Origin of the sequence: Ensifer sp. ZNC0028 (assembly GCF_000799055.1) — a bacterium.
Lineage (GTDB): Bacteria > Pseudomonadota > Alphaproteobacteria > Rhizobiales > Rhizobiaceae > Ensifer.
In genome coordinates this window covers 76,924-98,055 of sequence record NZ_JTLA01000090.1, presented here as the reverse complement: position 1 = coordinate 98,055, position 21,132 = coordinate 76,924, and the positions used below count along the sequence as shown (strand labels likewise).

At 61.3% G+C, this 21,132-nt stretch carries 28 protein-coding genes and 2 pseudogenes; 1 reads left to right on the top strand and 29 read right to left on the bottom strand.

Translation table 11 applies throughout. From position 1 onward, the window contains the following. The 29 genes and pseudogenes from L981_RS36055 to L981_RS20885 all read right to left on the bottom strand — a co-directional run. On the bottom strand, nucleotides 1–168 hold a 168-nt coding region (locus L981_RS36055; RefSeq protein WP_197067177.1), incomplete at its 3' end, for a gene transfer agent family protein. After that, nucleotides 168–623 carry a phage tail tube protein gene (locus L981_RS21015; protein ID WP_043620495.1) on the bottom strand — a complete coding sequence of 152 codons (456 nt, stop codon included), beginning with the start codon at nucleotides 621–623 and terminating at the stop codon, nucleotides 168–170. The genes L981_RS21015 and L981_RS36055, both read right to left, overlap by 1 nt. Nucleotides 624–703: 80 nt before the next feature. Beyond that, complete coding sequence (locus L981_RS21010) at nucleotides 704–904, bottom strand: hypothetical protein (protein ID WP_043620492.1); 201 nt, start codon at nucleotides 902–904, stop codon at nucleotides 704–706. Continuing rightward, entirely contained in the window at nucleotides 905–1,321 is a 417-nt protein-coding gene (locus L981_RS21005; RefSeq protein WP_043620489.1) for a DUF3168 domain-containing protein, read from the bottom strand. Beyond that, the gene (locus L981_RS21000; RefSeq protein ID WP_043620486.1) at nucleotides 1,318–1,776 is read right to left on the bottom strand and encodes an HK97-gp10 family putative phage morphogenesis protein; all 459 of its coding nucleotides are present in this window, start codon (nucleotides 1,774–1,776) and stop codon (nucleotides 1,318–1,320) included. Before L981_RS21000 ends, L981_RS21005 begins: the two co-directional genes overlap by 4 nt. After that, on the bottom strand, nucleotides 1,773–2,156 hold the full coding sequence (locus L981_RS20995; RefSeq protein WP_043620483.1) for a head-tail adaptor protein: 384 nt from the start codon (nucleotides 2,154–2,156) through the stop codon (nucleotides 1,773–1,775). The genes L981_RS21000 and L981_RS20995 overlap by 4 nt, the downstream gene beginning before the upstream one ends. Continuing rightward, the gene (locus L981_RS33395) at nucleotides 2,156–2,725 is read right to left on the bottom strand and encodes a class I SAM-dependent methyltransferase (RefSeq protein ID WP_052201916.1); all 570 of its coding nucleotides are present in this window, start codon (nucleotides 2,723–2,725) and stop codon (nucleotides 2,156–2,158) included. The genes L981_RS20995 and L981_RS33395 overlap by 1 nt, the downstream gene beginning before the upstream one ends. Next, a complete protein-coding gene (locus L981_RS20985; protein WP_043620480.1) occupies nucleotides 2,719–3,339 on the bottom strand; it encodes a hypothetical protein in 621 nt (206 codons plus the stop codon). Before L981_RS20985 ends, L981_RS33395 begins: the two co-directional genes overlap by 7 nt. Next, complete coding sequence (locus L981_RS20980; RefSeq protein WP_245281681.1) at nucleotides 3,336–3,995, bottom strand: hypothetical protein; 660 nt, start codon at nucleotides 3,993–3,995, stop codon at nucleotides 3,336–3,338. The genes L981_RS20985 and L981_RS20980 overlap by 4 nt, the downstream gene beginning before the upstream one ends. A gap of 2 nt (nucleotides 3,996–3,997) precedes the next feature. Further along, nucleotides 3,998–4,327, bottom strand: coding sequence for a head-tail connector protein (locus L981_RS20975; protein WP_043620477.1), 330 nt, complete (start codon nucleotides 4,325–4,327; stop codon nucleotides 3,998–4,000). After that, entirely contained in the window at nucleotides 4,327–5,208 is an 882-nt protein-coding gene (locus L981_RS20970) for a hypothetical protein (protein WP_052201915.1), read from the bottom strand. The genes L981_RS20975 and L981_RS20970 overlap by 1 nt, the downstream gene beginning before the upstream one ends. Beyond that, on the bottom strand, nucleotides 5,205–6,578 hold the full coding sequence (locus L981_RS20965; RefSeq protein ID WP_043620475.1) for a phage portal protein: 1,374 nt from the start codon (nucleotides 6,576–6,578) through the stop codon (nucleotides 5,205–5,207). Before L981_RS20965 ends, L981_RS20970 begins: the two co-directional genes overlap by 4 nt. Beyond that, nucleotides 6,578–6,847, bottom strand: coding sequence for a hypothetical protein (locus tag L981_RS20960; protein WP_043620472.1), 270 nt, complete (start codon nucleotides 6,845–6,847; stop codon nucleotides 6,578–6,580). Before L981_RS20960 ends, L981_RS20965 begins: the two co-directional genes overlap by 1 nt. 75 nt (nucleotides 6,848–6,922) lie before the next feature. Continuing rightward, the gene (locus tag L981_RS20955; protein ID WP_043620469.1) at nucleotides 6,923–8,875 is read right to left on the bottom strand and encodes a phage major capsid protein; all 1,953 of its coding nucleotides are present in this window, start codon (nucleotides 8,873–8,875) and stop codon (nucleotides 6,923–6,925) included. A gap of 22 nt (nucleotides 8,876–8,897) precedes the next feature. Further along, nucleotides 8,898–10,604, bottom strand: a complete 1,707-nt coding sequence (locus L981_RS20950; RefSeq protein WP_043620467.1) for a terminase large subunit domain-containing protein — start codon at nucleotides 10,602–10,604, stop codon at nucleotides 8,898–8,900. Further along, nucleotides 10,588–11,082, bottom strand: a complete 495-nt coding sequence (locus L981_RS20945) for a hypothetical protein (RefSeq protein ID WP_043620464.1) — start codon at nucleotides 11,080–11,082, stop codon at nucleotides 10,588–10,590. Before L981_RS20945 ends, L981_RS20950 begins: the two co-directional genes overlap by 17 nt. Before the next feature lie 72 nt (nucleotides 11,083–11,154). Continuing rightward, entirely contained in the window at nucleotides 11,155–11,364 is a 210-nt protein-coding gene (locus L981_RS35640; RefSeq protein WP_245281680.1) for an HNH endonuclease, read from the bottom strand. A 360-nt stretch (nucleotides 11,365–11,724) separates the two neighbouring features. Further along, nucleotides 11,725–12,411, bottom strand: coding sequence for a transcription termination/antitermination protein NusG (locus L981_RS20935; RefSeq protein WP_245281679.1), 687 nt, complete (start codon nucleotides 12,409–12,411; stop codon nucleotides 11,725–11,727). After that, nucleotides 12,395–13,693, bottom strand: coding sequence for a helix-turn-helix domain-containing protein (locus L981_RS20930; protein WP_043620458.1), 1,299 nt, complete (start codon nucleotides 13,691–13,693; stop codon nucleotides 12,395–12,397). Before L981_RS20930 ends, L981_RS20935 begins: the two co-directional genes overlap by 17 nt. Next, complete coding sequence (locus L981_RS20925; protein WP_245281678.1) at nucleotides 13,690–13,839, bottom strand: hypothetical protein; 150 nt, start codon at nucleotides 13,837–13,839, stop codon at nucleotides 13,690–13,692. The genes L981_RS20930 and L981_RS20925 overlap by 4 nt, the downstream gene beginning before the upstream one ends. Before the next feature lie 124 nt (nucleotides 13,840–13,963). Further along, nucleotides 13,964–14,206, bottom strand: coding sequence for a hypothetical protein (locus L981_RS20920; protein WP_052201914.1), 243 nt, complete (start codon nucleotides 14,204–14,206; stop codon nucleotides 13,964–13,966). Beyond that, nucleotides 14,203–15,333 (bottom strand): DNA polymerase III subunit beta, encoded by a 1,131-nt coding sequence (dnaN, locus tag L981_RS20915; RefSeq protein WP_043620452.1) that lies wholly within the window; start codon nucleotides 15,331–15,333, stop codon nucleotides 14,203–14,205. Before dnaN ends, L981_RS20920 begins: the two co-directional genes overlap by 4 nt. Then, nucleotides 15,323–17,458, bottom strand: coding sequence for an MT-A70 family methyltransferase (locus L981_RS33965; protein WP_082006103.1), 2,136 nt, complete (start codon nucleotides 17,456–17,458; stop codon nucleotides 15,323–15,325). Before L981_RS33965 ends, dnaN begins: the two co-directional genes overlap by 11 nt. Next, a pseudogene (locus L981_RS35820) lies at nucleotides 17,451–17,696 on the bottom strand (DUF2312 domain-containing protein); the annotation flags it as partial. The gene L981_RS33965 and the pseudogene L981_RS35820, both read right to left, overlap by 8 nt. 112 nt (nucleotides 17,697–17,808) lie before the next feature. Then, nucleotides 17,809–18,504: pseudogene (locus L981_RS33390) on the bottom strand (ParB N-terminal domain-containing protein); the annotation flags it as partial. 210 nt (nucleotides 18,505–18,714) lie between these two features. After that, nucleotides 18,715–18,870 carry a hypothetical protein gene (locus L981_RS34645; RefSeq protein ID WP_156134178.1) on the bottom strand — a complete coding sequence of 52 codons (156 nt, stop codon included), beginning with the start codon at nucleotides 18,868–18,870 and terminating at the stop codon, nucleotides 18,715–18,717. Next, nucleotides 18,870–19,112, bottom strand: coding sequence for a hypothetical protein (locus tag L981_RS20895; protein ID WP_043620449.1), 243 nt, complete (start codon nucleotides 19,110–19,112; stop codon nucleotides 18,870–18,872). The genes L981_RS34645 and L981_RS20895 overlap by 1 nt, the downstream gene beginning before the upstream one ends. Next, nucleotides 19,112–19,321 (bottom strand): hypothetical protein, encoded by a 210-nt coding sequence (locus L981_RS20890; RefSeq protein ID WP_043620446.1) that lies wholly within the window; start codon nucleotides 19,319–19,321, stop codon nucleotides 19,112–19,114. The genes L981_RS20895 and L981_RS20890 overlap by 1 nt, the downstream gene beginning before the upstream one ends. Continuing rightward, nucleotides 19,321–19,770, bottom strand: coding sequence for a hypothetical protein (locus L981_RS20885; RefSeq protein ID WP_043620444.1), 450 nt, complete (start codon nucleotides 19,768–19,770; stop codon nucleotides 19,321–19,323). Before L981_RS20885 ends, L981_RS20890 begins: the two co-directional genes overlap by 1 nt. A 567-nt stretch (nucleotides 19,771–20,337) precedes the next feature. Here L981_RS20885 and L981_RS20875 point away from each other — a divergent pair. Continuing rightward, entirely contained in the window at nucleotides 20,338–21,129 is a 792-nt protein-coding gene (locus tag L981_RS20875) for a LexA family transcriptional regulator (RefSeq protein WP_043620438.1), read from the top strand. Nucleotides 21,130–21,132: the final 3 nt, after the last annotated feature.

Genomic DNA, 21,132 nt, shown 5'->3' with positions numbered 1-21,132 from the left:
GAGCCGTATCGGCTCGATCACGTCGTCGACCATCCAACGCCGACTAGTCAGCCGTTCCAGGATGAACTGCGGGCCGGCATCGCACTTGAGCTGCAACGCTCTGAGAAGGTCGATGGTGAGCGAGAAGCTGTGCTCCCCGCCCGCCCAGGTCAGATCGACGGCGCGCATCAGGTGCCACTAGCCGCCGGAGTACGGACCGGCAGTCCATCGAACTGGATTTCGATTTCCGCCGTCACCTTCGCGCCACGTTCGGCCGTGTTGTTAAGCGTGACGAGATAGGCCGGCCCGGTTTCGTATTCCGTGTCGCCCGGCTCTGCCTTCAAGTGGCCAACACGAATGTTCTTGGTGGCGCCCGAATACCACCAGTCCATCATCGTGCCGTGGCTCTGCGCTGCCCAGACACCAGTGCCAGAAATCGTGACTTCCTGCGACTGGACCGCGCGCTCGACGGCGGCCGGCAGCGCTTCGTTGTCGCAATCCGGCACCTCCGAGGTGCTCATGTTCGACGTACGATTCGTGGTCCGCGAGGTGAGGCCGCAGAGCTTGGCAAAGACACCGCTACCCGGCGTCGTCTCGACCTCAACGACCATTTCGTGAAAATTCTCGGTGACAGCGCGTGTCATGTCGTTTCTCCATGTGAAAACGGGCCGGAAAACCAGCCTGGACAAAAGGGCTTACGGGGCCCGGTTTCAGGTGATTGGGGCTACGCCCCTTTGCCGCCGCTCAGAGCGGACTTCGCGCGACGCTTCGGCGCCGGCACACGTTCCGCCATCCCTTTCGAGATGGCATATTCGACGACATCGGCGGGATGCTCTTGTGGCACCGGCCCCGGCTTGAAATTGAAGGAGAACTTCGAGTTTGGTCGCCGGAAATTTCCTTCACGATAGACAATCATCCAAGCCATTTACGTCCCATTCGCCTCCTCGACCAAGGCCGTGACCTGCACGATCCCGTGGACGGTGAGCGGGTCCGGATCGTCGATGATGCGCCAGAGCGTCACCCGCAATTCAACCAGCGCATTCTCGGTCAATTGCAGGTCGCGCTCGTGCAATGCGGCTCGAATTGCTGCGACGATTTCATCAACCGACCAGCGATTCGATTTCTGCGACCAGATATCGATCTGCAGCGTAATCTCTTGCCCGGGGATGCAGTCTGCGTCATCGGGCGCGCCGAAAAACGGTCCGCGGCTGATGTAAGCCTTCTTCGCGCCCCATGGCTTAGACGGCACCTTGTCGTAGATCGCGTCGATCTCCGCCATCACTGCTGTTTCGGCGAGAAGGCTGTCGCGAACCAGGTTCCAAAGTTCCCGACTGGGGCTCATGATGATGCAGCCTCCTTGATCGCCCGCTTGATGTTGCGTGTCACCCGCCCCTTCACCTTCCGCCGGACCACGCGCCAGCCGGGAAAGAAGAACGGTTGCGCCCGCGTGCCGGGATGTTTCGACCCGGCATAGAGCCCGCCGTTGACGTGCGGCGCCGTGCCGAACTCGACGAAGCGAGCATAGAAGGCATCACCGCCGCCGGCGTAGATCGTGATCCGCATTCCGTCGGCGCTGCCCTTGCTGGTCGCGATAGCAAGCGCCCCTTTCGGCGCATCGCCCCACGTCCAGGAGATGCTCATCTGAAGATCGCCATCGTCAACGGGAGCCAGGCGCTTCATTGCCGCGACGGCCTCGTTGGCGCTCGCCTCCAGTGCTTCCTTGACGCGCCTGTACGCCGCAGCCGGGATCGCCTTCGTCAGCTTGCGGTTCAGTCGCTCCAAACCTTCAATCGTCATGCTGCCACGCCGCTCTCAACGGTGATGTCGAGGAAAAGCCGATCGTCAGTCGGAATAACCGAGCGCACAGCGTAGCAAGGGCCTGACCAGTATTCGGCGCCAGAGCCGCCAAGCCACTCACCTTTACCCAGATCGCGCATCTGCCAGTCGGACTCGATGCGCAGCGTGTTGCTGCTGCGCCGGACCCTCACGACAACAGGCTGGCGCCCTTCAAGCCGACCGGCGATGACGGTCTCACCACCGCGAAGGAAAGTGAACCCGGCCCGGCATTCAAACTGCTGGACAAACTCCCCCTCGATGTTGCCCTCGCCGTCGCTGGCGTTAGCCCGCTCGTCGAAAGCGACCCTCTCGAAGAGCTGTCCGGCGCCACGATCAGCCATCAGACCCTCGCAAACCACGTGAAGTTCAGATCAGTCTCAATTGGTCGACTGGTCGCTTCCGCCCACTCGTCGACAGCGCGATCGACACCAAAACGGAAACGCGGATCCGGGTTGCGGTAATCATGACCGCCGACCCATCCGCCGGAGCGGATTTTCGGTAGCCAAGCGGAGATATCGTCGCGGACGCCTTCATAGGAATGGTCAGCATCGATGAATACGAGATCCAGCGAACCGTCTGCCACCTCTTCGGCAGCAGTCGCCGAGGTCGTCGGCATGATGATGGCGCGATCCGAGAACCTCCGAACACGAGCCTCTGCCTCTTGTCGATGACGCTGCACGCGGGCCAGATCATGGCTAGAGTGCGTGTCGCCGGTCAGCTTGTATCGCTCCGGCTGCTGATCGGCCGGCGCCCAGCTGTCGACCATCAACAGCTTCAGGTCACCGCGCGACTGGAGAAGAAACGCCGACAACGTGCCGATCAGCACGCCGATCTCCGCTGCCTTCGCATTTTGGGGAAGGCGCTTAAGGATTGCGGTTCCCCGCTGTTCAAAAGGCTGCACGATCACCATCCAATTTCCCAAGGTCGCGGCTTTCCGTGGAAGATCACGACGCGCGCTCCTTCCGGTATATTGCCGTCACCAGTTTCAAGATCCTTGCGCACCGCCTCGCGGACGTGCGCCTTGTAGGAGACAACCTGCCCCGGCAGTTCGTCCTGCCAGCGCGTCGCCCGATCGAGCCAGAAGCGCTCAAGGAAGGCCTGGTCGCCGCCCCGGGCATAGACGCTCATCCAATGATCCGGCCGCTCGATCCATTCGAGCCAGATCCGCTCACGGGACGCCTCCGGCAAAAACATCATCGACGACTGCAATCCGGCGGACCGGTACACGTCTCGCATGATTGACAGACGATCGACCGCAGCAATCTCCGAGAGGTCGCCGACGATCGATGTATCGAGATCGAAGAACAGCACCGGCCCTTTGATCGACGGCCGAAACACTTCCATCTTCGCCCACCAGCCCGGCCAAGCGTATTCCAGCGGCAGGCAATCGACGCCAGGGACCGCAACATCGGATAGGCAGCAGAAGTCAGCCCCCGGAAGATGCGCCAGCACCTGGTCGCGCAGCCTCACCACATGCTCTGGCCGATAATCGCGGCTCGAGCGAAGAACGCACAACACCTTCATGCCGACAACGCCTCGGCGAGAGACGCTTTTCGATAACGCGTGAGCGTCGATATGACGCTTGCGTTGATCACGTCGATGCCTAGATGCTCGATCTGGTCAGCCGCCGCATCCAGCGCCCGTCGCCATCTCGCGATATTGCCCTCAGAGGGATTATTCATTCCCGCCGGGTGCGCTCCGTGCCAATGAAGTCCATAGGCCGTCGTCATGTCGAAGCCGACTAAAACGATCTTCATGCAACCGAACTGCACAGCCAGATTGAGCGCCTGAAATCCGCTGTTGCCGCCCCAACCCACCCGATTGAATTGCGCGAAGTTCATCCGGTCGCTCGGTTTGTCGACCATGACGCACTGCACGCGCCAGGGTGCCACCGGTTCACACACGCTTCGATCCGTCGAAAGACGGAGGCCTTCAAACTGAAGATCGGGACCATACCGACGCCACCAGGCGAGATCGCACGCAAAGAGAACGTCGGCCCACGGCGCCAGCTCATGGGCATTATTGACCACAACGACCTTGGCACCGCTCTCCCGCACCAGCGCGAGATCCTGCGACTTCGCAGAAGGTCCGCCGGCAATAATGACACAGGTTAGGCCATGCCAATTAGGCCACCAGGACGGTATGTCCTGATTCAGCGACTTCGCCAGTTCAAGATTCATGGTCAGGCCAGTGCCGGGTCTCTTAGAGGACGAAGGATGACGACAACCGGGCCTGGCAACTCGCCTTCGCCAAAGGCCTTCTCCGGGTCCTGATCCGGATCCCGATAGAGATAGCCGACGAGCATCGTCGTCGCCGTCTTGATCGCAGCGGGAACTTCGACGCCACTCGGGACATCGCCACCGCTGTCGAGATAGGCATCTGCGGCTGATTTCAGGTGATTGATAACGACGTCTGTCGAGCTTTCGATCAGGTCCGTCAAAACTTCGTCGTCGTCGGTATGGTCGATACGAAGGCGACGCTTCACATATTCAAGCGACACGAAAGCAACCATCACCGCGCCTCCGCCGGCAGACCGACGCGAACCGGAGTGGCGGGCGTCATCTCCTTCACCGTACCATCCTTGCCGTCGCGTCCCTTCTTTGCAGCCAGAGTCCAATGCTTCGCGCTGCTGTCAGGCTTCTCGGTGGTTTCGTCGGCGTCACAATGCCAGAGGCTTCCACCCCAAGTCACCGTATCGCCCTTCTGGTAAGTGCCTTCTCGGTAGACGCCGCGATAGATCATGGCCGGAATGCCAAGCTCGACCTTGAACGATTGCTCACCACGCTCGAACGACAGAAGCACGGTGCGGCCATCATCCATCAGCGTCGCGTCGAAATCCGTCAGCGAGAACCCATCGTGACCGGGGTCACCGTCTTTTCCGACGACCTTGCCCAGATTGTAAGGCATGCCGTTGGTCGCCGTAATGATAAGGTTGCCGTCCCTATCGATGATTGCGCCAGCAACACCGATGCCGTCAGCGCCAGGCTCGCCATCTTTCGCCACCGGCAGTGCGGACACCTGCCGCTCAATCTCGGAGACGACCAAAGGTCGGACATCCTCGATTGATACGCTCTTTCCGTCCTGCGGGATCGGCATCGCCTGAAATGCCGACGCTACCGCATCGGCGACCAGGACATCGAGATCAGGCAATTCCGGAAACTGGATCTCGGGCATCTCCGGGGGCGCGGGTATCGCCTCAATCGCAGCTTTCAGCGAAGAGAGTTCCTCGCCAACCAGCCGGCGAACATCATCGATATCCGCATCCTTGCCGTCGCGCGGCGTGGGCATTCCATCGAGACGCCGCTCCAACGCATCGAGCCGCGCCGTGACGGGATCAAGTTGCGCCTTCACGATGCCGGCGAGTTCAAGTCCGAATGCCTTGGCGTCGATCATGCCGCGAGACCTTTCTGAAATGCCAGCATGGCCTCGGCAAAGAAGGCGCGCTGTTCCGCTTGCGCAAGCGCGGCGGCATCATCATCATCGGAGTTGTCGGTTAGTTCATCCGGAACGGCCTGCGACGCCTGAGACTGCGCAATCAGCTGCGCATCGCGCGCCGCGATCGCCTCGAGCGAATGATCCTGCTGCTGGAGATAGATGGTGTCTCCGCCAGTGACTTTCTTGAGGTCGATCTTCTTGCGGCGCTCGTCGAGTGTCATTACGCCCTTGGCCTTGTCGAGAACATCCATCTGGGTGATGCTGTCCATGCGCAATAGCCCATCGACATCGAGCTCCGTGCCGATGCTTTCACCCATTCCCAACCCCTCGTCGAGGCAGATCTCGATCGACTCGATCAGCACCTGGAGGCACTGGGAGTAATATTCAACGTTGAGCGACTGGATATTGTTGTGGGTAGGCATCGATCCGACGCCGGCCTTGTAGTTTGGCACATGGTAGACGGAGCAAACGACCTCTGCGGACCATTTGAGCTGCTCGATTAGCTGCGAATCGACGGCTTTCGCCCGCATCGCCTCGTATTTGAGATTGTCGCCGAGGACAGCGACCTTGCCGGCATTCTTGCCGGAGAAATTCTGGTCCCAGTATTCCTTGAGACGCTTCGCGGTATCGTCGCTGATGGACCCTGGTGCGGTAAGGACACCGCCTGGACGAGCGCCGTTCTCGAAGAACCGCGTGCTGTCATTCTGAATCGCAAGTCCCTGCATGGCTGCAAGGCCCCCAGCGAAGATCGGCGAAAGCCCGACCAACGGGTGGAAAAAGCAGTTGAAGCGATCGTGAATGATCTCGCGCGCCGGCACGGTGATGCTCGGCTCGCCGAGCCCGACCAGATTGTCGGACTGGAGCTGGTAGAAGACGCTGCCGTCGTCGCTGATCAGTGGCGTGACCAGCAGAGGGTCCAGGACATAAAGCCGTACCACAACACCGCGGGCGTCGCGCTGCTTCAGAATGTAGGCGTTGCCGCGCTGCAGCTTCGACAGAACCCAGCACTCCATGAACTGGATCCGGTTCTGGAAATGGTTCGGCTTGCGCAGGACAGGCGAATAGGAAGATTTCTTGGTTTCGCTCCAGACGCCATCGTCATCGCGCTCGACGAGCTTGATGCGCAGCTTCGCGATGTCCGAAGCAATCAGCGTTCGGCAGGCGAAGTCAGCGTGATACGACAGAACGGAGTCGTATTTCACCTCGACGTTCTGCTGCCAGGCGCCAGTGAAGCTCTCCATGATCCGCAACCAACCACCACGGTTTGGATTGACGGCATTGAGAGCTTTTTCGCGCCGACGTCCGATGTTGAAACCGAGGATGCGCATCAGTCTTCCTTCGCAACGGCGATCTTCGCGCGCAACTCGTCCTCGTCCCAACCATGATAGGCTCGCTTTCCGAGCGCGCGTTCGTATTCCGCCCGCAGCATGGACAACGTGTCTTGGGGCGGAACTTCTTTGGGCTCCTCTGGCGGGGCCTGCTCGGCTCTACGCACAGCGATCAAAACCCGGGCAATCCGGTCAGCCGCCGCAAACCGGTCGCCCGGCAAAAGTCGGCGGGTAGCATAGGTAAACCGGCGAGTAGCGATCAGATCCATCGGGGCGGCCCTCCATCATCTAGTTCGAAAAGGAAGGTGAGGCCTGGGATGGCCCCACCAATGCTGCGACGACGATCAAGAGACAGCAGCGCCGTAATCGGCATTGCCGATGTAGGCGACCGCAGATGCGCGGCGCTTTGCGAAGTTCAGCGGGCGAACAACCTTGATGGCGACGGACTCGGTCTGGAACATCGAAACGACGCCGGTGTGTGCCGTCGGAGTGTCGGAGGCGCCGTTCGGGGCGTCATCCATCTGGATCGCCGCCTCGGAGGAGAGGGAAACCTCCACGCCGCGGTCGCCGATCTTGTAGATGTCGGATGGCTTCAGCAGAATGAAGTCGCCAACCCCAACATTGCCGCCAGCAACCAGCGGATCTCCGAGGAGCGCGCCGCCGTTCGCCGAGAGGCCGGGGAATGCGAAATTGCCCATGACGTTCTGCATCAGCCCCAGCGCTTTCGACAGCGATTGAGTGCTGACGAACTGGAGGTCGTCGGCATTGTTCGCGGCGATGAAACCCGCGTAGAGGGCCTTCACGTCCGCGATGACACCCTCGACATCCGGGCCCGCGCTGGTACCTGCCGTGAGGCCATTGAGAATTCCGGCCGGAGACACGCCGGCAGATGCCGCCGCCGTTCCGAGGAACGTCTGGTCGACACGCTGCGCCGAAGCGTTGACCAGAGAGTCACGCACCAGCTTCTCGGCCGAAGGCGAGGAGTCACGGAGCAGTTCTTTCGAGACAACAGCCAGAGCGGCCACCTTGAGCGGGGTCAGGTTCACATCCATGAAGTCAGCCTTGCTGACCGGAATGGACTTGGACTGACCGACCCAGTAGCCAGTCGCCGCGCCGTCCTGGCCGGCGATATTGATGTTGGCCGGCACCTCGCGAAGCGGCAGCCTGTCGAAGACGGTACGGCTGTACAGGTACTCAATGAAATCGCCCGTGTAGCGATCGATGTGGACGAGTTCGGCACCCCACTCGCCGGAGTCCGTGCCGCCACCAGCGACGGCGGCCTTGATGCTTTCGACGAGCTGCGGATTGCTCCGCCCCCAGCGTTTATGCGCAACGCCAACCGCCGACAGGTCGTCGATGCGCGCCAAAGTCTTGGCGATCACCATGCGGGTGTAGTTCTGACCTTCAAAGGCCTCGTCCTTATCAGCCTTGATGACGACCGGGGCGCCGAGACGCGATGTAGTCCCGGCGTCGCTGCTCTTGATCTGGCTGGCAATCACCGGCTTTGCGGTCAATGCCTGAGCCTTTTCGAGCGAGCGCAGTCGCTTCAGGTCGCCATCGAGCGCGCCGATTTCCGATTCGAGAGTATCGAATTCTTCCTGCTCGGCCTGGTCGGTAGAGCGGCCTTCGTCGATGGACTTCTGCATGACTTCCGCCATACGCGCAGCCTTGGCAAGCCGCGAGGCTTCCAGCGCCGCGATCTGTTCCGCAATGGTCTTCATTGCAGTTCCTTTCTGTGGTTTGAGACTGACAGGTTTCGTGGTTTTTCCCGTGGCGCCGGGGCGAGCAGGTCGATCGGTTGCCCTCGGCTCCTTGCCGGACGCGGCGAGCAATGGGGCATCGATCGACTTGATGGTGGAAATGACGGCGTCGGCATTGGCCGGTACGCTGACGAGCGAGAGCTCTAGCACTTCAGTGGAGATGAAGCGGATGCCGCCATCATCCATCCACGAGTGCTCCAGCGAGCGAAACCCGATCGAGACGGCGCGCACCAGCCCGGCCTTGACCTCACCCCACGCCGTTTCGATGCGATCGCGCAGCGGCCCGGGCTCTTCGATCTTCGGCAGCTTCGCCTCGAAAGCGACGCCGTTCTTCGTGGGTTTGTCGAAGGTGACGGTCCCGACAGGCTTGTCGTGATCGTGCTGATGCAGGAGTGGCATCGGGTTCTTGAACTGGACGCCCAAGGGTTCGACGATGTCGCCCACCCGGTCAGGGTTCGGCGTCGTGGCGACGCCGCGGATAATGCGCTGCTCTTCCTCGACCGCCTTGACGGTCAGGACCGAATACATCCGGTTCATGTCGGGATTCCTCTTGGGGCGCTTAGCCGAAAACCAGCATTTGAAACTCCGGTTCGCGCTTGGCTTCCGGGTTCATGAACATCAGCATCGCCGCGTTGAACAATGCCATTAGGAGGTCGATCTTCGCGGCGCCGGACACTTCCTTGGTCACCACGTAATTGCTGCCTCTGAGCGTCTGTTTTGCATTGCCGACGCACCAGGCCATGATCGGCTGGTCGCCATGCAGGAACCGGCGATCTTCGAGCTTCAACGGGACCGACGAGATTGCCGTCTGCAATTTCCATCCCTGCATCACCGCTTGGACAAGCGGATGCTCAAGGCCGAGACCCTCCAGGGCATCCAGCAAAAGCGCAACGCCGGCGCTATCAAGTCCGATCCCGGAGGTTTCCGGCAGAAGACCAGAGTTTGCCACGCGCTGGCAGATCTCGGCGGCCGATGCCGCCTGCTCCTCTCCCGATGCGCAGATGACCAAGTCACCATCTTCTGCAAACTTGCGAAGCTGCGCCGCGATGCTCTTCCGGCGCTCGAAGACGGTCTCGCGCGCCCACGCCCGCCCCCATCCAAGCCAGCGCTTTGTCTTCATCTCACGTCCAATGACGTAGAGACCGGCTAAGTCGTCTGCACCGCCCCAGTCGATTCCAAGCGTGCAAACTTCAGAGCGCGCCAGCAGATCTTCCAGCCCGGTCAGCTTCTCGTCGATGCAGTCCGTCCAATGTATGGCGCCGGACCAGGCATCGCCGCCGAGACCGACACCGATCTCGATGTTCAGATGCTGGCTGGTCCAAACTTGTTCCGTTTCCTTGCTGACCTTGCCGTTGTTCTCATAGTCGTCGATCAGCGCCTGCGGATCGATCGAGCGACCCAGATTCGGCAGCAGGAAGGACCAGTTCTTTTGATCGCGCCAATAATCCTGATCGAGCTGCTTCTCCCGAGGAAACTCATAGAGCACCGGGAGCATGATCGGAGCCGCGCCGCCCTTGCCGTCACGGATGGCACGGGCCTTTTTAAGTTCGGTCTCCCAGATTCCAGCGGGACGCTCGTCGGACTGTGTCGTGATCATCAGCACCTGACCGCGCTGCTTGGTGATACCACCGCCGCGGATCTGCTGCATGACGCGTGTCGCCTTGGCGTTCTTCCCGAGCTCGTGCAACTCGTCGATGATGGTCAGAACCGGAATTTCACCCGTGACGATCGACGTGTCGAAGGTCTTCACGTTGAGCTTGGTGCCCGTTTTTGTGCGGGTGATGCACTTCAGGTGGTCCTGCACCTTGAAGACATCGCTAAGCTTCGGGTCGATCCGGATCATGCCCTGAGCCTGCTCGAAGCAGCGCTCGGATATGTTCTGGCTTGGCGCCACGATCAGCATCTGGCGGTTTGGCGCCTCCTCCATGAAGAGCGCGGTCAAACCCAGCGCCGCGACATAGGTCGTCTTCGAATTCTTCTTCGGCACCATGCAGAGAAGTTCCCAGACCAGACGCCGTTGCGTCTCCGGGTCCTCGCTGGCAAGGAATGCGCAAAGGATGTCTCGAAACCAGTCGCCGCACGCCTCCGCCAGCGGCGGATTTCCGGGTATGTCTGGCAGCCTCAGACGATTGAAGAACGCCAGGGCTTTCCCTGCACGCTGCTTGTTGAGCGGCACGTCCGCCATCGGCGTTTCGCCGGCCTGTAGTTTCTCCCACCAGTCTGGACATGCGAACCGCGGCAGATCTTCCTCAGTGGTGTCGAGCATTCTGAGTTGCTTCCTGCTCCAGCTCGGCCATCAAGTCGGCATCGGCGTCGAGCGCCCGCTGGGCGTCCTGAACTTTCTTTCCGACACGCTCCGGCGCCGCAGGCTTCTCTTCCGGCTGCTTGGGCGAAGAGCCAAGCTCACGCTCGACTTCCATCCGATCGTTGCGCTCGAGGAGCTTGCCGAACTCCTTGAGCGCGCCGACGTTGCCGGCTTCCGCCAGGTCCCACGCCATCTCAAGCCGGCGGAGTTCAAGGCGATCGCGAGCAACCTCCCTTTGGCGCAGCTCGTAAAAATAATGCTTGTGCAGCGTGGGAAGAGTGACGCCCATCGCCAAGGCAATCCGAGGGTTAGTCCACCCGAGCGCCACTAACATGTTGACTCTGTTGCGAGTTTTCAGCGTGACATCGTGCGGAGGCCTGCCCCGTTTGGTTGGCTTCTCCACATAGGGGTTGCCAAAGAGGTCAAAAACTTCGGTCACGATTAAAAAATCTCTGAATGAGAGGGGCGCGGGTCTAGGCGGCGAGGCCGTTCAGACTTTCGACCCACCCCCCTATCGGTGCGGCTGCGCCCGCTCCTGCTTCTGTTTCAGCTTGTCATGGCAGGGCTTGCAAAGGCACTGGAGGTTGCCCTCATCCCAGAACATCGCCTCTTCGCCATGATGTTGGATCTTGTGGTCCGCCACGAGTTGCGAGGTCTCGGGCTCGATGCGTCCGCATCCGACCATTTGGCACGTGAAGTGATCTCGGATCAGCACACGCATGCGAAGCTTCTGCCATCGCGCCGTCTTGTACCAGCTGCGCCAACCAACGTTGCGGTCGCGCTCGGCAAGCCTTGCCTTCTCATCACCAGGCGCTCGGCCCAATCGTGGTGCCAGTGTGCCTAGCCTTGGCTTGATGGTGGTGAGCCTGCCCATATCCTTTAAATGAAAAAGGCGACCTCTCGGCCGCCTGTCGTTCTAGTCATAGCTTTCGCACTGGCCCTAAATCGAAGCGTCTCGCTTGGGAGACTGTCAGGGCTGGGGCTGACCGGTGTACCAACCTCGGGCTCTTGGCCCCACACTCTCGTGCGTTCACAGAGGCTCACTACGGGATCATCAGCTAGTCCAATGGCGAAATGACTCTCACAACCTTTCGAGCAATGCAAGAGGGACCGTCACCGGCACCTCACCGCCCATGATGCTGACCGAGACGACCACATCACCACGCCTGTTCCTGTTCGGCGTGACGACGTGAGCGGTCATGCCTCCGAACGGTCCAGCGGTGATCAGGACGCGATCTCCAGCGCCAACGACGATCTCCGCCGGGCGCTCGAAATCATATTCACCACCGCACGCAAGCATATTGAATCTGTTGACTTCTACATCACTCAAGCGCCTCGGCCTCTCACAGCCTCCGAGCACGTCGATCGCATGCTCAACGCCCTGCAATCCGGCAAGGTACTCGGGCCTCGACAGCAGCTGCACGAGCACGTAACCATGAATGACGGGCACCAGTTGGCCCTTGATGATACGACCGCGACGACGGTAATCGGGCCCCTTGCGCATGGGCACGAGCGACCTGATACCCATCTCTTCGAGCGCCTTTTCCACAGCCTTCTCTCGGCCAGTCCAGACCCGCAATGCGAACCATGGCGCCTTCCCGCCATTGATTCGGCAATTCAGCGTCACTAGAGCGCCCTCGTCGAGCATGCTGTCGGTGATTCTGCGCATGCGCTCACGGAAGCAATCTCTTCCACCGGTACCGATCGGCGCTCCTACGATCTCGCCACGCTGGCCTCCCGCAAGGTCAAACTTATGCTGCATCATCATGGCTCCGGTCCTCTGCGACGGCCGCGCGCGCGGCGATTTCGAACTGCTCCAGGCCAGCCGGCCCGCCTTTGGGGAAGTAGACGACACGCATCGACCCGGCGTCGGGCACGAACGGCCAGTTCATGCGAGCGTGATGATCGCGCCACAGCTCGAACACTTCCGAGCCCACTGGCACCGCCTCGCAGAGATCGGCGAGAGCCTGGAAGCGCCCCTCTTCCGATCCGCGCTCGAAGCCCATCGCCATCTTGTGCAAGCGATTGACGGCTGGATAGCCGCTCTCCAGCTCACGCCGGCCGCGCTCTGCCGCATTGAAGCCTTCGGGGAAGATCAATTCGCCGTCGTGACCGACGGATATGCCCTTGCCAGCGAGATAGGCCATGGCGCGCGCCTCACTAGCGCGCCTCAGTGCCTCGAAGGTCTGCTTGACACGATCGCGTACGTCGAGCGGCACGTCGACATGCTCGGGGCCTTTCAGGAGCGCCAGCGCCCGTATCCCGGCCCAAACAGGCCCGAACGAAGGGACAACGATTTTCGTGGACGAGGCCTGCGCCTTGGCCGTCACCGCCACATCGATGAACTTCTTGTCGCGAAGGTAGACGCCCAGAGCGACGTTCTTGACCTTCTGCGCCTTGCACTCGGCGAGATACGCGTCCCGACGCTCTTCGGCCATGCGACGCTCTTCCGGTGTCAGCTTTTCGAACTGCTGGAGAGCCCATGCCGTCGACGAGGCGATTGCTCCCGGCCACGGATTGTTAGCCGAGCCCATTTCCAGCGCCTTGACCCGCTTGCCGAACTTCGAGGGATCATCCCGATCCTTCAAATCATCTTCGCGCGCACCCTCTCTCTCTGATGGTTCTATTGGTGGTTCTATTACGGTTTGGGTGTCACCGTGACACCCGTAAGTGTCGTCAGTGTCACCCGTAGCTGTCGCCGGTGTCATGGGTGTCACTGTGTCATGGGTGACACCATGACACCCGTCGGCAACCGATTTCGACGACGGTAGACGGGCCAGAACCGCCATGTTGAAGTCGTAGCGCGTGCCCTCTCCCGGGCGGCTGCCGCCTTTTTTCACGACGATCAAAAGGCCCTCGTCGACGAACTCGGCAAGGGTCCGCTGCACCGTGCGCTCGGAAAGTTCGGTCTCGCGCGCAAGCCGGCCAACCGTCGGCCAGATGCCCTTGCCGTCGTCGTCGGCGAAGTCCGCCAAGCGAACGGCAAGCATCTTGCGCCCGGTTGAGCCGAGATGCGCCTTGAATAGCTGTGACATGATGGCGATGCTCACTGCCCGCCCCTTTCGATATGCCTTGCGGCCGCAAGCGTCCGGCACACGGCGTCCTCGCCAACGCCAAGCGCGTCGGAGATGTCGAGTGTGTCGAAATGCCCGGACTTCCAGAGAAACACGGCGGCGAGCGCCTTCAGATCGGTCATATTGCCGCTCATGGCAGCAGAGCGGGAACGGCGCTGGCTAGCGCGTTCGAGCGGTATCATTTCTATCCCCTTCGGCTTGCAGCGCCCCTCCGCGCGCGATGACTTGAACTCCGATGCGCGCGTATTACCGCGTCGTTCGAACAGTGACCGGAGCCAACCCATCACGGCCGCGCACCGCGCACAGCGCCGCGATCTCGGCTTCGAAATAGGCAAGCCCCTCGTGAAAATTGGCTTTGACCAGCGCGTGACGGATCGGCACCCGCTCACGCGTCAACACGTCGAGAGGCACGCCGAGCAACCAGCGGGCGCGCTCCGAATGTTCAGCAGCGTCAAGCAGCTCCTCGACGATCGGCAACAGTCCCGTCATGCCGCCGCATCCAACCGATTTCCCGCCTGAAGCGAGGTCAGCAGGCTGGTCGCGATATCCTCATTTGAGCCACGCATGGGCATCAGCACGATCATGCTGTCTTCATCGCAGCGCCAGACAGACGGGCTGCGGCCATCCTCGCAGAACATGTTGACGACTTCAGACCGCAGGCAGCGCATAGCCGCCGCGAGGTAGTGGCAGTTGTACGTCGAGGTGCCACCGGTGGACGGCCGCAACACCGACAGCGTCTCGCGAGCCGTTGCCTCGCCATCGCTGAACTTGGTGGCAACGGCCAGGCGCGCGTCGTCCCATGCAAGCGTCACATCAGCGCCGTAGCGCTTCCTGAGCGCCGCAATTCGCGCCATGGTTCGCAGAAGAGACTGTCGATCGACCACAAGCCGCGCAGCATTCTCGGACATACTCGGAATCACGCGGCGATAGTCCGGGTACAACCCGTCAATGAGCCTGGAGCGCACGGACATACCCTCCATCTCGAAGGCGACCCTGCTGCCGGCCTTGTCCATCGCCGCCGACTTTGGTGGCGGCGATGCGATCAGCGTTTCGACGAGACGCCGCGGGAGGATCGCCTTGCCGAATGCCCCCCCCTCGAAGCCGAGCGCATGCCACCCGAGACGATGCCCATCCGTCGCTACAGCCGCATCCTCGGAGATATGAACCCCGTTAAGGTAGTAGCGCGTCTCTTCGTTCGAGATGAACGGCGCGACGAAAGTGACAGCCTTCTTCAGGCGGTCGCCGTCGAGCGCGATCGGTTGCGGCTCCGCCATACTGAACACCGGGAAATCGCCGGCATCGATCGAAGGCAGGTCATAGCGGCCGGATGAAAAGCTGATTGTCGAACCGTTGCCGTCGCCGGAGATCCGCACGAGCTCGTCCGGCGCTAGATGCGCGACCAGGCGCGCGAGCGAATGCAGCGGCAAGCAGGCAGCGCCTTCAAATCCGCTCGCCGGCAGCTTCACCGAGATTTCATTGTCGAGATCCGTGCCAGTCACGGCGCCATCGGCGAACTTGACCATGGCGAGGATCGGCATGGTGGTTCTCTTGTCGACCACGCGGCCAACGACGGTCAAAGCGGACTTCAGGATACGCGCAGTCGTTTCAAGCTTCATCGCTGCTCTCCATTTCGAGGGGAAGAGCCGGCTCAACGCCGGCAGGAATGACGGCGGCTTTTCGGCGCGCCATGCCGTCCGGCGTCACCGATAGGTAGTTGCCGGCGTAGTTGAAGAACCCATCTTCAAGACCATGGATGACCATCCAGGCGCCCGCCTCGTCGCGTACGGCGATGTTCGGCGAGATCAGCTTTCGCTTGTCATGCTGGTAAGGCCGGAGCGCATTGCCGAGCATCAGTTCGACGCTCAAAGCTGTCGACGGTTCGGCGCTCTCAAGCTCCGACATGATCGCACGCGCGTTCTTGAGCGACAGACTTTTCCCATCCAGACCGATCTGGACAGCGGCGAAGACCTTGTCGCGGTCTGTGAACCGCATGGTCTCAATCAACCCTTGCCAGTACCGATCGTTGCAGAGATCAACGGCGTGATACCAGCGCCACCTCTCGCCGAAGTCGCGGCCGAATTCGTCTAGAGGCTCCCAGACCGGTCGGACACCCGTCTTCTTTTCGACCTCAACCAGGAAATCGACGACGTCAGAAACCTGCCAGAGCAACGGATGACGCAACAGCAGCCGACTTTCGTCGCCGCCTCTTTCCGCACTCATGAACTCGATAGGGAAGCGGAAGAGCCTGGACGGTAGGCTCACGCTCGCGGGGTTGGTCAACCCGCGATCGAAATGCAGGACAGCGCTGCTTGGCGCCAGCTTGGCATCGATCAGCGCTTCGGCGAGCCGATCGGCCGTCGCGGCCGCAGCAGTCGACTCCACCGAGATCGCCTCACCCTCGCCGGCTTCGAACCCCCAGAAATCCCAACTGCCATTCAGCCGAATGTCGCCTTCACCGAGGCTCGCCTTGCGCTGAAAAAGCTCCAGCTTCCGCATTTCCGGGAACAGCCGTTCGATCATCTCGGCGAACCAGACCGGTTTGCGGCTATGGGCACCCTTCGCCTCGGAGTAGAGGCTTTCCGGCTGCGTCCCCATGATGAGGCCCGGGAAATCGCCGCGCTTGCCGATCAGGAGATGCTCGGTCCGGTCGCGGACCCAGCGCCCCATACCGATATGCTGCTTGTCCCAAGTGATGGCGGAGACAAACTCGAAGCCCCAGGCCTTAAGCACGGCGATGCCGTCGTCGAGGCGGTTCGTGGTGACCCAGAGATACAGGATCGCATCGCGCGTGAACGGGCTCTTGTCGCCAGCGCAAAGGGCCTTGATCTCGTCGAGCGGCATCGGCGGGTACATCAGACCCTTGTCCTGCCCCGTCTCCTCACTCCAGGCTTCCTGCTCCCACGGCGGGTCAGCATAGCCGACCGCATACGCTGCGCGGGGCATCTCGCCGGCGGCACGCTTGCCATGCTGGGCGATTGCGTTGATGACGCCGATGCGGACGGCCCGCTTCGTCGCTAGCTTATCGGTCCGGATCTGCTTGGATTCATGCTCGGTCGCCTTGTCGGCATCGAACAAGGCGCGGACATAAACTTCCTGCTCCTGCTCGCCGCGCATACTCTTCAGCCGGTCGAGCACGTTGCCCTTGTCATGGCGCGTGCCGCGCAGCATGCGCAGCGCCTTTTCGGAGATCTTTTCGCCACGCTCGGCGTCGCGCTGGATGGCACGTTCGGATTGCCCGGTCGCCTCGGCCGTCGCCGAGGTAAACCGCTTCGGCTCGTCAGGTCGCAAGTCGCCAACTTGGCGACTTGCCCTCTCCCCTCCATGGCCCGTTTCCGGGTGCCGCATGAGGTAAATTTCCTTGCGGCGGAACACGAACAGCGCCCGGTCGGCCGGCGTCAGCTCAGCCCGGCAAAGGTTTTCGTCGATCTCCCAAAGCTCGGCGTCGAGATCGTCTTCTCTGCGAACGATAGCAGCGATGTACTCGCGGCCGAGTTGCTTCATCGCTTCGAGACGGTGTGCGCCGGCAACGAGCTTCAGCTGTGATGGCGCATCGGGAGACCTGACGACGGAAATCGGAGTTCGCAACCCCAACTCTTCAATCGAGACCTTGAGTGCATCGACCTTCGCCTGGTCGACCGTGCGGAGACGGTGGCCCACATGGATCTCGCTAACAAGCAGCGCATCAGGCAAGTCACTGTTGCCGATCTTCACCTCGAATGAGGACTTCCACCCATCAGTCATCGTCGCCTCCGGGCAGCATCCCGAGCGCGACCAGATAGGTGTCGAGAACCGCCATTTCGTTGTTGTATTCGTCGAGGCTCTTCTTTCGGATCGCGATGATCTTTCGGATTGCCTTGTTCTCGAAACCGGTGGCTTTCGCTTCTGCGTAGACGGCGTTGATGTCGTCACCGATGGTCGACTTTTCCTCCTCCAAGCGCTCGATCCGCTCGATGAAGGCACGCAGCTGGTCACGTGCGACCTGGTTGGAAGAAACCTCGCGGCCCGGCCGCTCGCACGAAGTCGGCGCCGGTGTATCGTCACCGGCTGCAGCCATCCGGCCGCTCACGGCCAACGGGTCGAACTCGCTCATATCAACCCGCCTTCAGGGCGCCGATGCGCCCCATGATCTCGGCTTTGCCTGCGGGTTTTGGAAGCCCGACACGCGCCGGAAAGGTCTTGTCGATCCACTCCAGCACGCCGGCCCGCAGCGTCTCGGAGCGCGGCGGATAGTCGATCCCCAGCCGCCTTTTCTCCTTCCGTTCGGCATCGTCGCGATCGACCAACTCCCAGACGTCGAAGTCCTCGAAAGCCCGCGCGAACCCAGGATTCGCGATCGCGGCTGGTCGCTCGGTGATGGCCATCAGCAGCGGCATCAGATACGTGCTGTCCCACGCGTCCGGATTGTCGCCATAACCGTCGGCGGCCCGCACCAACTTCAGGGCCGCCACGATCAGTCCGCGGGGTCGCTGTTCGATCAGCTTGACGAAGCCTTTGACCGAGTAGATCTCGCCCGGCTTCTTGTCCTTCGGGCTCTTGCCGTAGGTCAGGATCTTGCACCCGCCCTCGCGGGCGATCTCGTCGGCTTCCTTCGCCCACTTTTCGCCCGCCGCCATCGCCGCTTTGAAGAGCTGCCAAACGGTGACTTTGGTCACCTTGCCATTGACGGCCGCGAAGGCTGCCGCCTGCTCGCCGCGCGTCATCTGCACGATCTGGCAAGGCACCTGGCTGAAACCACACATCGCCGCCGCATGGGTGCGATGCTGGCCGTCGATTATCGCGTATGCCCCCCCCCTCGACTGGCGCTACGAACACAGGCGAGAACATCGACCAGCGGAACTCAGCAGCAATGCTTCGGATCGACGTCCAGTTCGCGCGCTTCAGGTCGCGCTGATAGCTGTCGTCAACAACGAGGCGGTCGATATCGATCCATTCCAGCATCGGCGCGGGGCCGGCTTCCACATCAGCGCGTAGATCGGCGCGCGAAATTTCAATCCTTCTCACGGCTTGCGTCCTTCCGATTGTTCGATGATCAGGCAGACCTCGCGCTCATCGAGGCGAAGTTCGGCGGCGATGGCATGGGTGTCGCGCTGGCCGCCGCGCCAAAGCTGCAGCACGCGTTCGACGAGGATCTGACGGGGAAGCGAGAGCACCATCAGTGCGCCCTCATCAGGCGATCGAGGTAGTCATATCCCCTGCCCGTCATCTCGACGCGGGAACTACGCGGGACGGCGCCAATCGTGCCGCCGGCAAAACCGAGCAGCGCATGCGCGGCGCATTCCTTCGCGAGCGGGATCTGCCAGTCTTGCTCGACATGAAGAGAACCGCCCGCATTGCGGACGGTTCTGAGGAAGGCGCGAGCCTCACTGGAAAGGCGGACGTTCAGGGTGCAGCACATCAGTGCACCCCCTGCTTTTCGCTCTTGGCGCGAACTTCACGTAGCGCGGCGATGAAGCTCGCCAGTGCCTGGTCGTCGTCGTGCCCGAGCTCCAGCGCGAAGATGGCAGCCGTCGTCAGCAAGAGCGAAAACCCCTTGACCTCATCGTCGGGCAGCAGGTCGCAGATATCGGAAACCGTCTTATGGACGTCGATTTCACCCCACTCCATCAGCCCGCACCCACCAGCATGGCGTCGAGCTGCGCGAGGAAGCGCTTGGCGGCGTTGATGCGGTTGCGGATCGCCAGCTTCTCGGCGGCGTCCACGTGGTCGTCATCCTCGATCGCGCGGGCCACTTCGCGCACGACGTCGTCGAGCACGCCGTCGAGCTTGAGGATCGCGCTGGCGGTGATCTTGCCGAGGCTCGCCGGCTTCTCTTCGCTCACGAGCTGCGACATGGCGCTAAGGAGAAACGGGTGCGGGCTTTGCCGGTCCAGCTGCACGGCGAGATCGAAGCGGATGAAGCTGGACGCCCACTCGTCGCCGGTCGAAGCGTACTTGGTCAGCGACGACGAGCCGACGCCGAGCATGTTTGCCGCAGCGCTGACGCCGCCGACAGCCTCATAGGCCGAGGCGGTCGCCGCCTTGATGATGGAATTGCAGTCAGAAACAGAGCGCACGAAAACACCCCTGAGTTAGGTCAAGGAAAAATTGAGAGCGAAAGGATTCCGTGAGAGCCGCGCGAAGGCGGTCTAAGGTCAGGCCATCAGATCAGGGAGGCCCGCATGCGTAGGCAGTCAGAAAAGAAAAGGCAGGAGCGCGACGGGAGGAGGTGTCGCGCCCCTGCCAGGCAGCAAGGCACACGGGAGGGAGGAGCTCCATGCTTTTCACGCCTTGCCTGGGAAACATCGTCATTCGGCCGCCTCCGCCATTACGCGTGGACGCGGCACGCCGGCGGGCCACTCGGCACCCTCGGGCCAATTCTCAGAAAACCAAAGCATCGCCCGTTCAAAAGTGCCGGTCGCGAGATCTCCCCCCGACGCGATATCGTCGAGTTTGGAGCCCCGGTTCAACACGAGCGTGGAAACGCGCTTTCGCCCTATGCCACGGGCATCGGCAAAGACATCGGCAACGGCAACGATTTGCTCTCTCAAAACCATGCGGTCAGAAATGCGGCTATTTAACCGCATTTGTCAAGGGCCAAAAGACCGCATTCACAAAACCCCAATGCGGACGATAATCCGCGCATGAGCACGCCAGTGATAGAACGCATCAAAGAAATCATCGACGAGAAGGGCCTCACCTATGAGGCCGCGGCGAAGGCTGCCGGGCTGGAGCGAAGCTATTTTCGCAAGCTTTTCGAGCGCGGCGGAAACTCACCCCGCGGCGATACCCTGCAGAAAATCGCGGCAGGTCTAGGTGTAGGAGTTACCGAGCTTCTGCCAGCTGAAAAGCCGCGACAAGCAACAAAACCTCGGATTGTGTCCAGTTTCGACCCTGACGCTCACGACCACGACGTTCCCCACGAAAACCAGATGACCATGGGCTCCGAAACTGGGCTGCAGGGCGTCCCTGCCGGCGCTTCCGCGCAGATAGACGTCACGGGCGGCATGGGCGGCGGCGGGTTGAGTATCGTTTCAGAAGGGGTTCCAGGTCGTCATGGGATGACCTTTGCGGCGGAACACGTTCGGGACTACTGGCGCCTACCACCCGCTATATTAATCGCCCTCGGCCTTGCTGCGCAGGACGTGGCAATCATCCCCGTTCAAGGTGATTCGATGCAGCCAACCCTCGACGAGGGTGATGTCGTGTTCATTGATACGCGCCACCGATGGCCCTCTCCCCCTGGTTTGTATGCCGTGCTCGACGAGATCGGAGGCGTCGTCGTGAAGCGCCTGGAGGTTTCAAGCAAACCCGGCGCAGAGCAGCAGATTGTATCAGTGATGTCCGATAACCCGCGTCACGCGACCAAGGAATGGAATTCCGAGGATCTCTTCATTGTCGGGCGGGTACTTAGAAAGTTCGGAACGGTGAGGTAGCCA

Bases quoted from the DNA above. Each gene is read 5' to 3' on its own strand.
- L981_RS21015 (WP_043620495.1), bottom strand. From the start codon at position 623: ATGACACGCGCTGTCACCGAGAATTTTCACGAAATGGTCGTTGAGGTC.
- L981_RS21010 (WP_043620492.1), bottom strand. From the start codon at position 904: ATGGCTTGGATGATTGTCTATCGTGAAGGAAATTTCCGGCGACCAAAC.
- L981_RS21005 (WP_043620489.1), bottom strand. From the start codon at position 1,321: ATGAGCCCCAGTCGGGAACTTTGGAACCTGGTTCGCGACAGCCTTCTC.
- L981_RS21000 (WP_043620486.1), bottom strand. From the start codon at position 1,776: ATGACGATTGAAGGTTTGGAGCGACTGAACCGCAAGCTGACGAAGGCG.
- L981_RS20995 (WP_043620483.1), bottom strand. From the start codon at position 2,156: ATGGCTGATCGTGGCGCCGGACAGCTCTTCGAGAGGGTCGCTTTCGAC.
- L981_RS33395 (WP_052201916.1), bottom strand. From the start codon at position 2,725: ATGGTGATCGTGCAGCCTTTTGAACAGCGGGGAACCGCAATCCTTAAG.
- L981_RS20985 (WP_043620480.1), bottom strand. From the start codon at position 3,339: ATGAAGGTGTTGTGCGTTCTTCGCTCGAGCCGCGATTATCGGCCAGAG.
- L981_RS20980 (WP_245281681.1), bottom strand. From the start codon at position 3,995: ATGAATCTTGAACTGGCGAAGTCGCTGAATCAGGACATACCGTCCTGG.
- L981_RS20975 (WP_043620477.1), bottom strand. From the start codon at position 4,327: ATGGTTGCTTTCGTGTCGCTTGAATATGTGAAGCGTCGCCTTCGTATC.
- L981_RS20970 (WP_052201915.1), bottom strand. From the start codon at position 5,208: ATGATCGACGCCAAGGCATTCGGACTTGAACTCGCCGGCATCGTGAAG.
- L981_RS20965 (WP_043620475.1), bottom strand. From the start codon at position 6,578: ATGCGCATCCTCGGTTTCAACATCGGACGTCGGCGCGAAAAAGCTCTC.
- L981_RS20960 (WP_043620472.1), bottom strand. From the start codon at position 6,847: ATGGATCTGATCGCTACTCGCCGGTTTACCTATGCTACCCGCCGACTT.
- L981_RS20955 (WP_043620469.1), bottom strand. From the start codon at position 8,875: ATGAACCGGATGTATTCGGTCCTGACCGTCAAGGCGGTCGAGGAAGAG.
- L981_RS20950 (WP_043620467.1), bottom strand. From the start codon at position 10,604: ATGCTCGACACCACTGAGGAAGATCTGCCGCGGTTCGCATGTCCAGAC.
- L981_RS35640 (WP_245281680.1), bottom strand. From the start codon at position 11,364: ATGCGTGTGCTGATCCGAGATCACTTCACGTGCCAAATGGTCGGATGC.
- L981_RS20935 (WP_245281679.1), bottom strand. From the start codon at position 12,411: ATGATGATGCAGCATAAGTTTGACCTTGCGGGAGGCCAGCGTGGCGAG.
- L981_RS20925 (WP_245281678.1), bottom strand. From the start codon at position 13,839: ATGACCGATCTGAAGGCGCTCGCCGCCGTGTTTCTCTGGAAGTCCGGG.
- L981_RS20920 (WP_052201914.1), bottom strand. From the start codon at position 14,206: ATGACGGGACTGTTGCCGATCGTCGAGGAGCTGCTTGACGCTGCTGAA.
- dnaN (WP_043620452.1), bottom strand. From the start codon at position 15,333: ATGAAGCTTGAAACGACTGCGCGTATCCTGAAGTCCGCTTTGACCGTC.
- L981_RS33965 (WP_082006103.1), bottom strand. From the start codon at position 17,458: ATGACTGATGGGTGGAAGTCCTCATTCGAGGTGAAGATCGGCAACAGT.
- L981_RS34645 (WP_156134178.1), bottom strand. From the start codon at position 18,870: ATGGTGCTCTCGCTTCCCCGTCAGATCCTCGTCGAACGCGTGCTGCAG.
- L981_RS20895 (WP_043620449.1), bottom strand. From the start codon at position 19,112: ATGTGCTGCACCCTGAACGTCCGCCTTTCCAGTGAGGCTCGCGCCTTC.
- L981_RS20890 (WP_043620446.1), bottom strand. From the start codon at position 19,321: ATGGAGTGGGGTGAAATCGACGTCCATAAGACGGTTTCCGATATCTGC.
- L981_RS20875 (WP_043620438.1), top strand. From the start codon at position 20,338: ATGAGCACGCCAGTGATAGAACGCATCAAAGAAATCATCGACGAGAAG.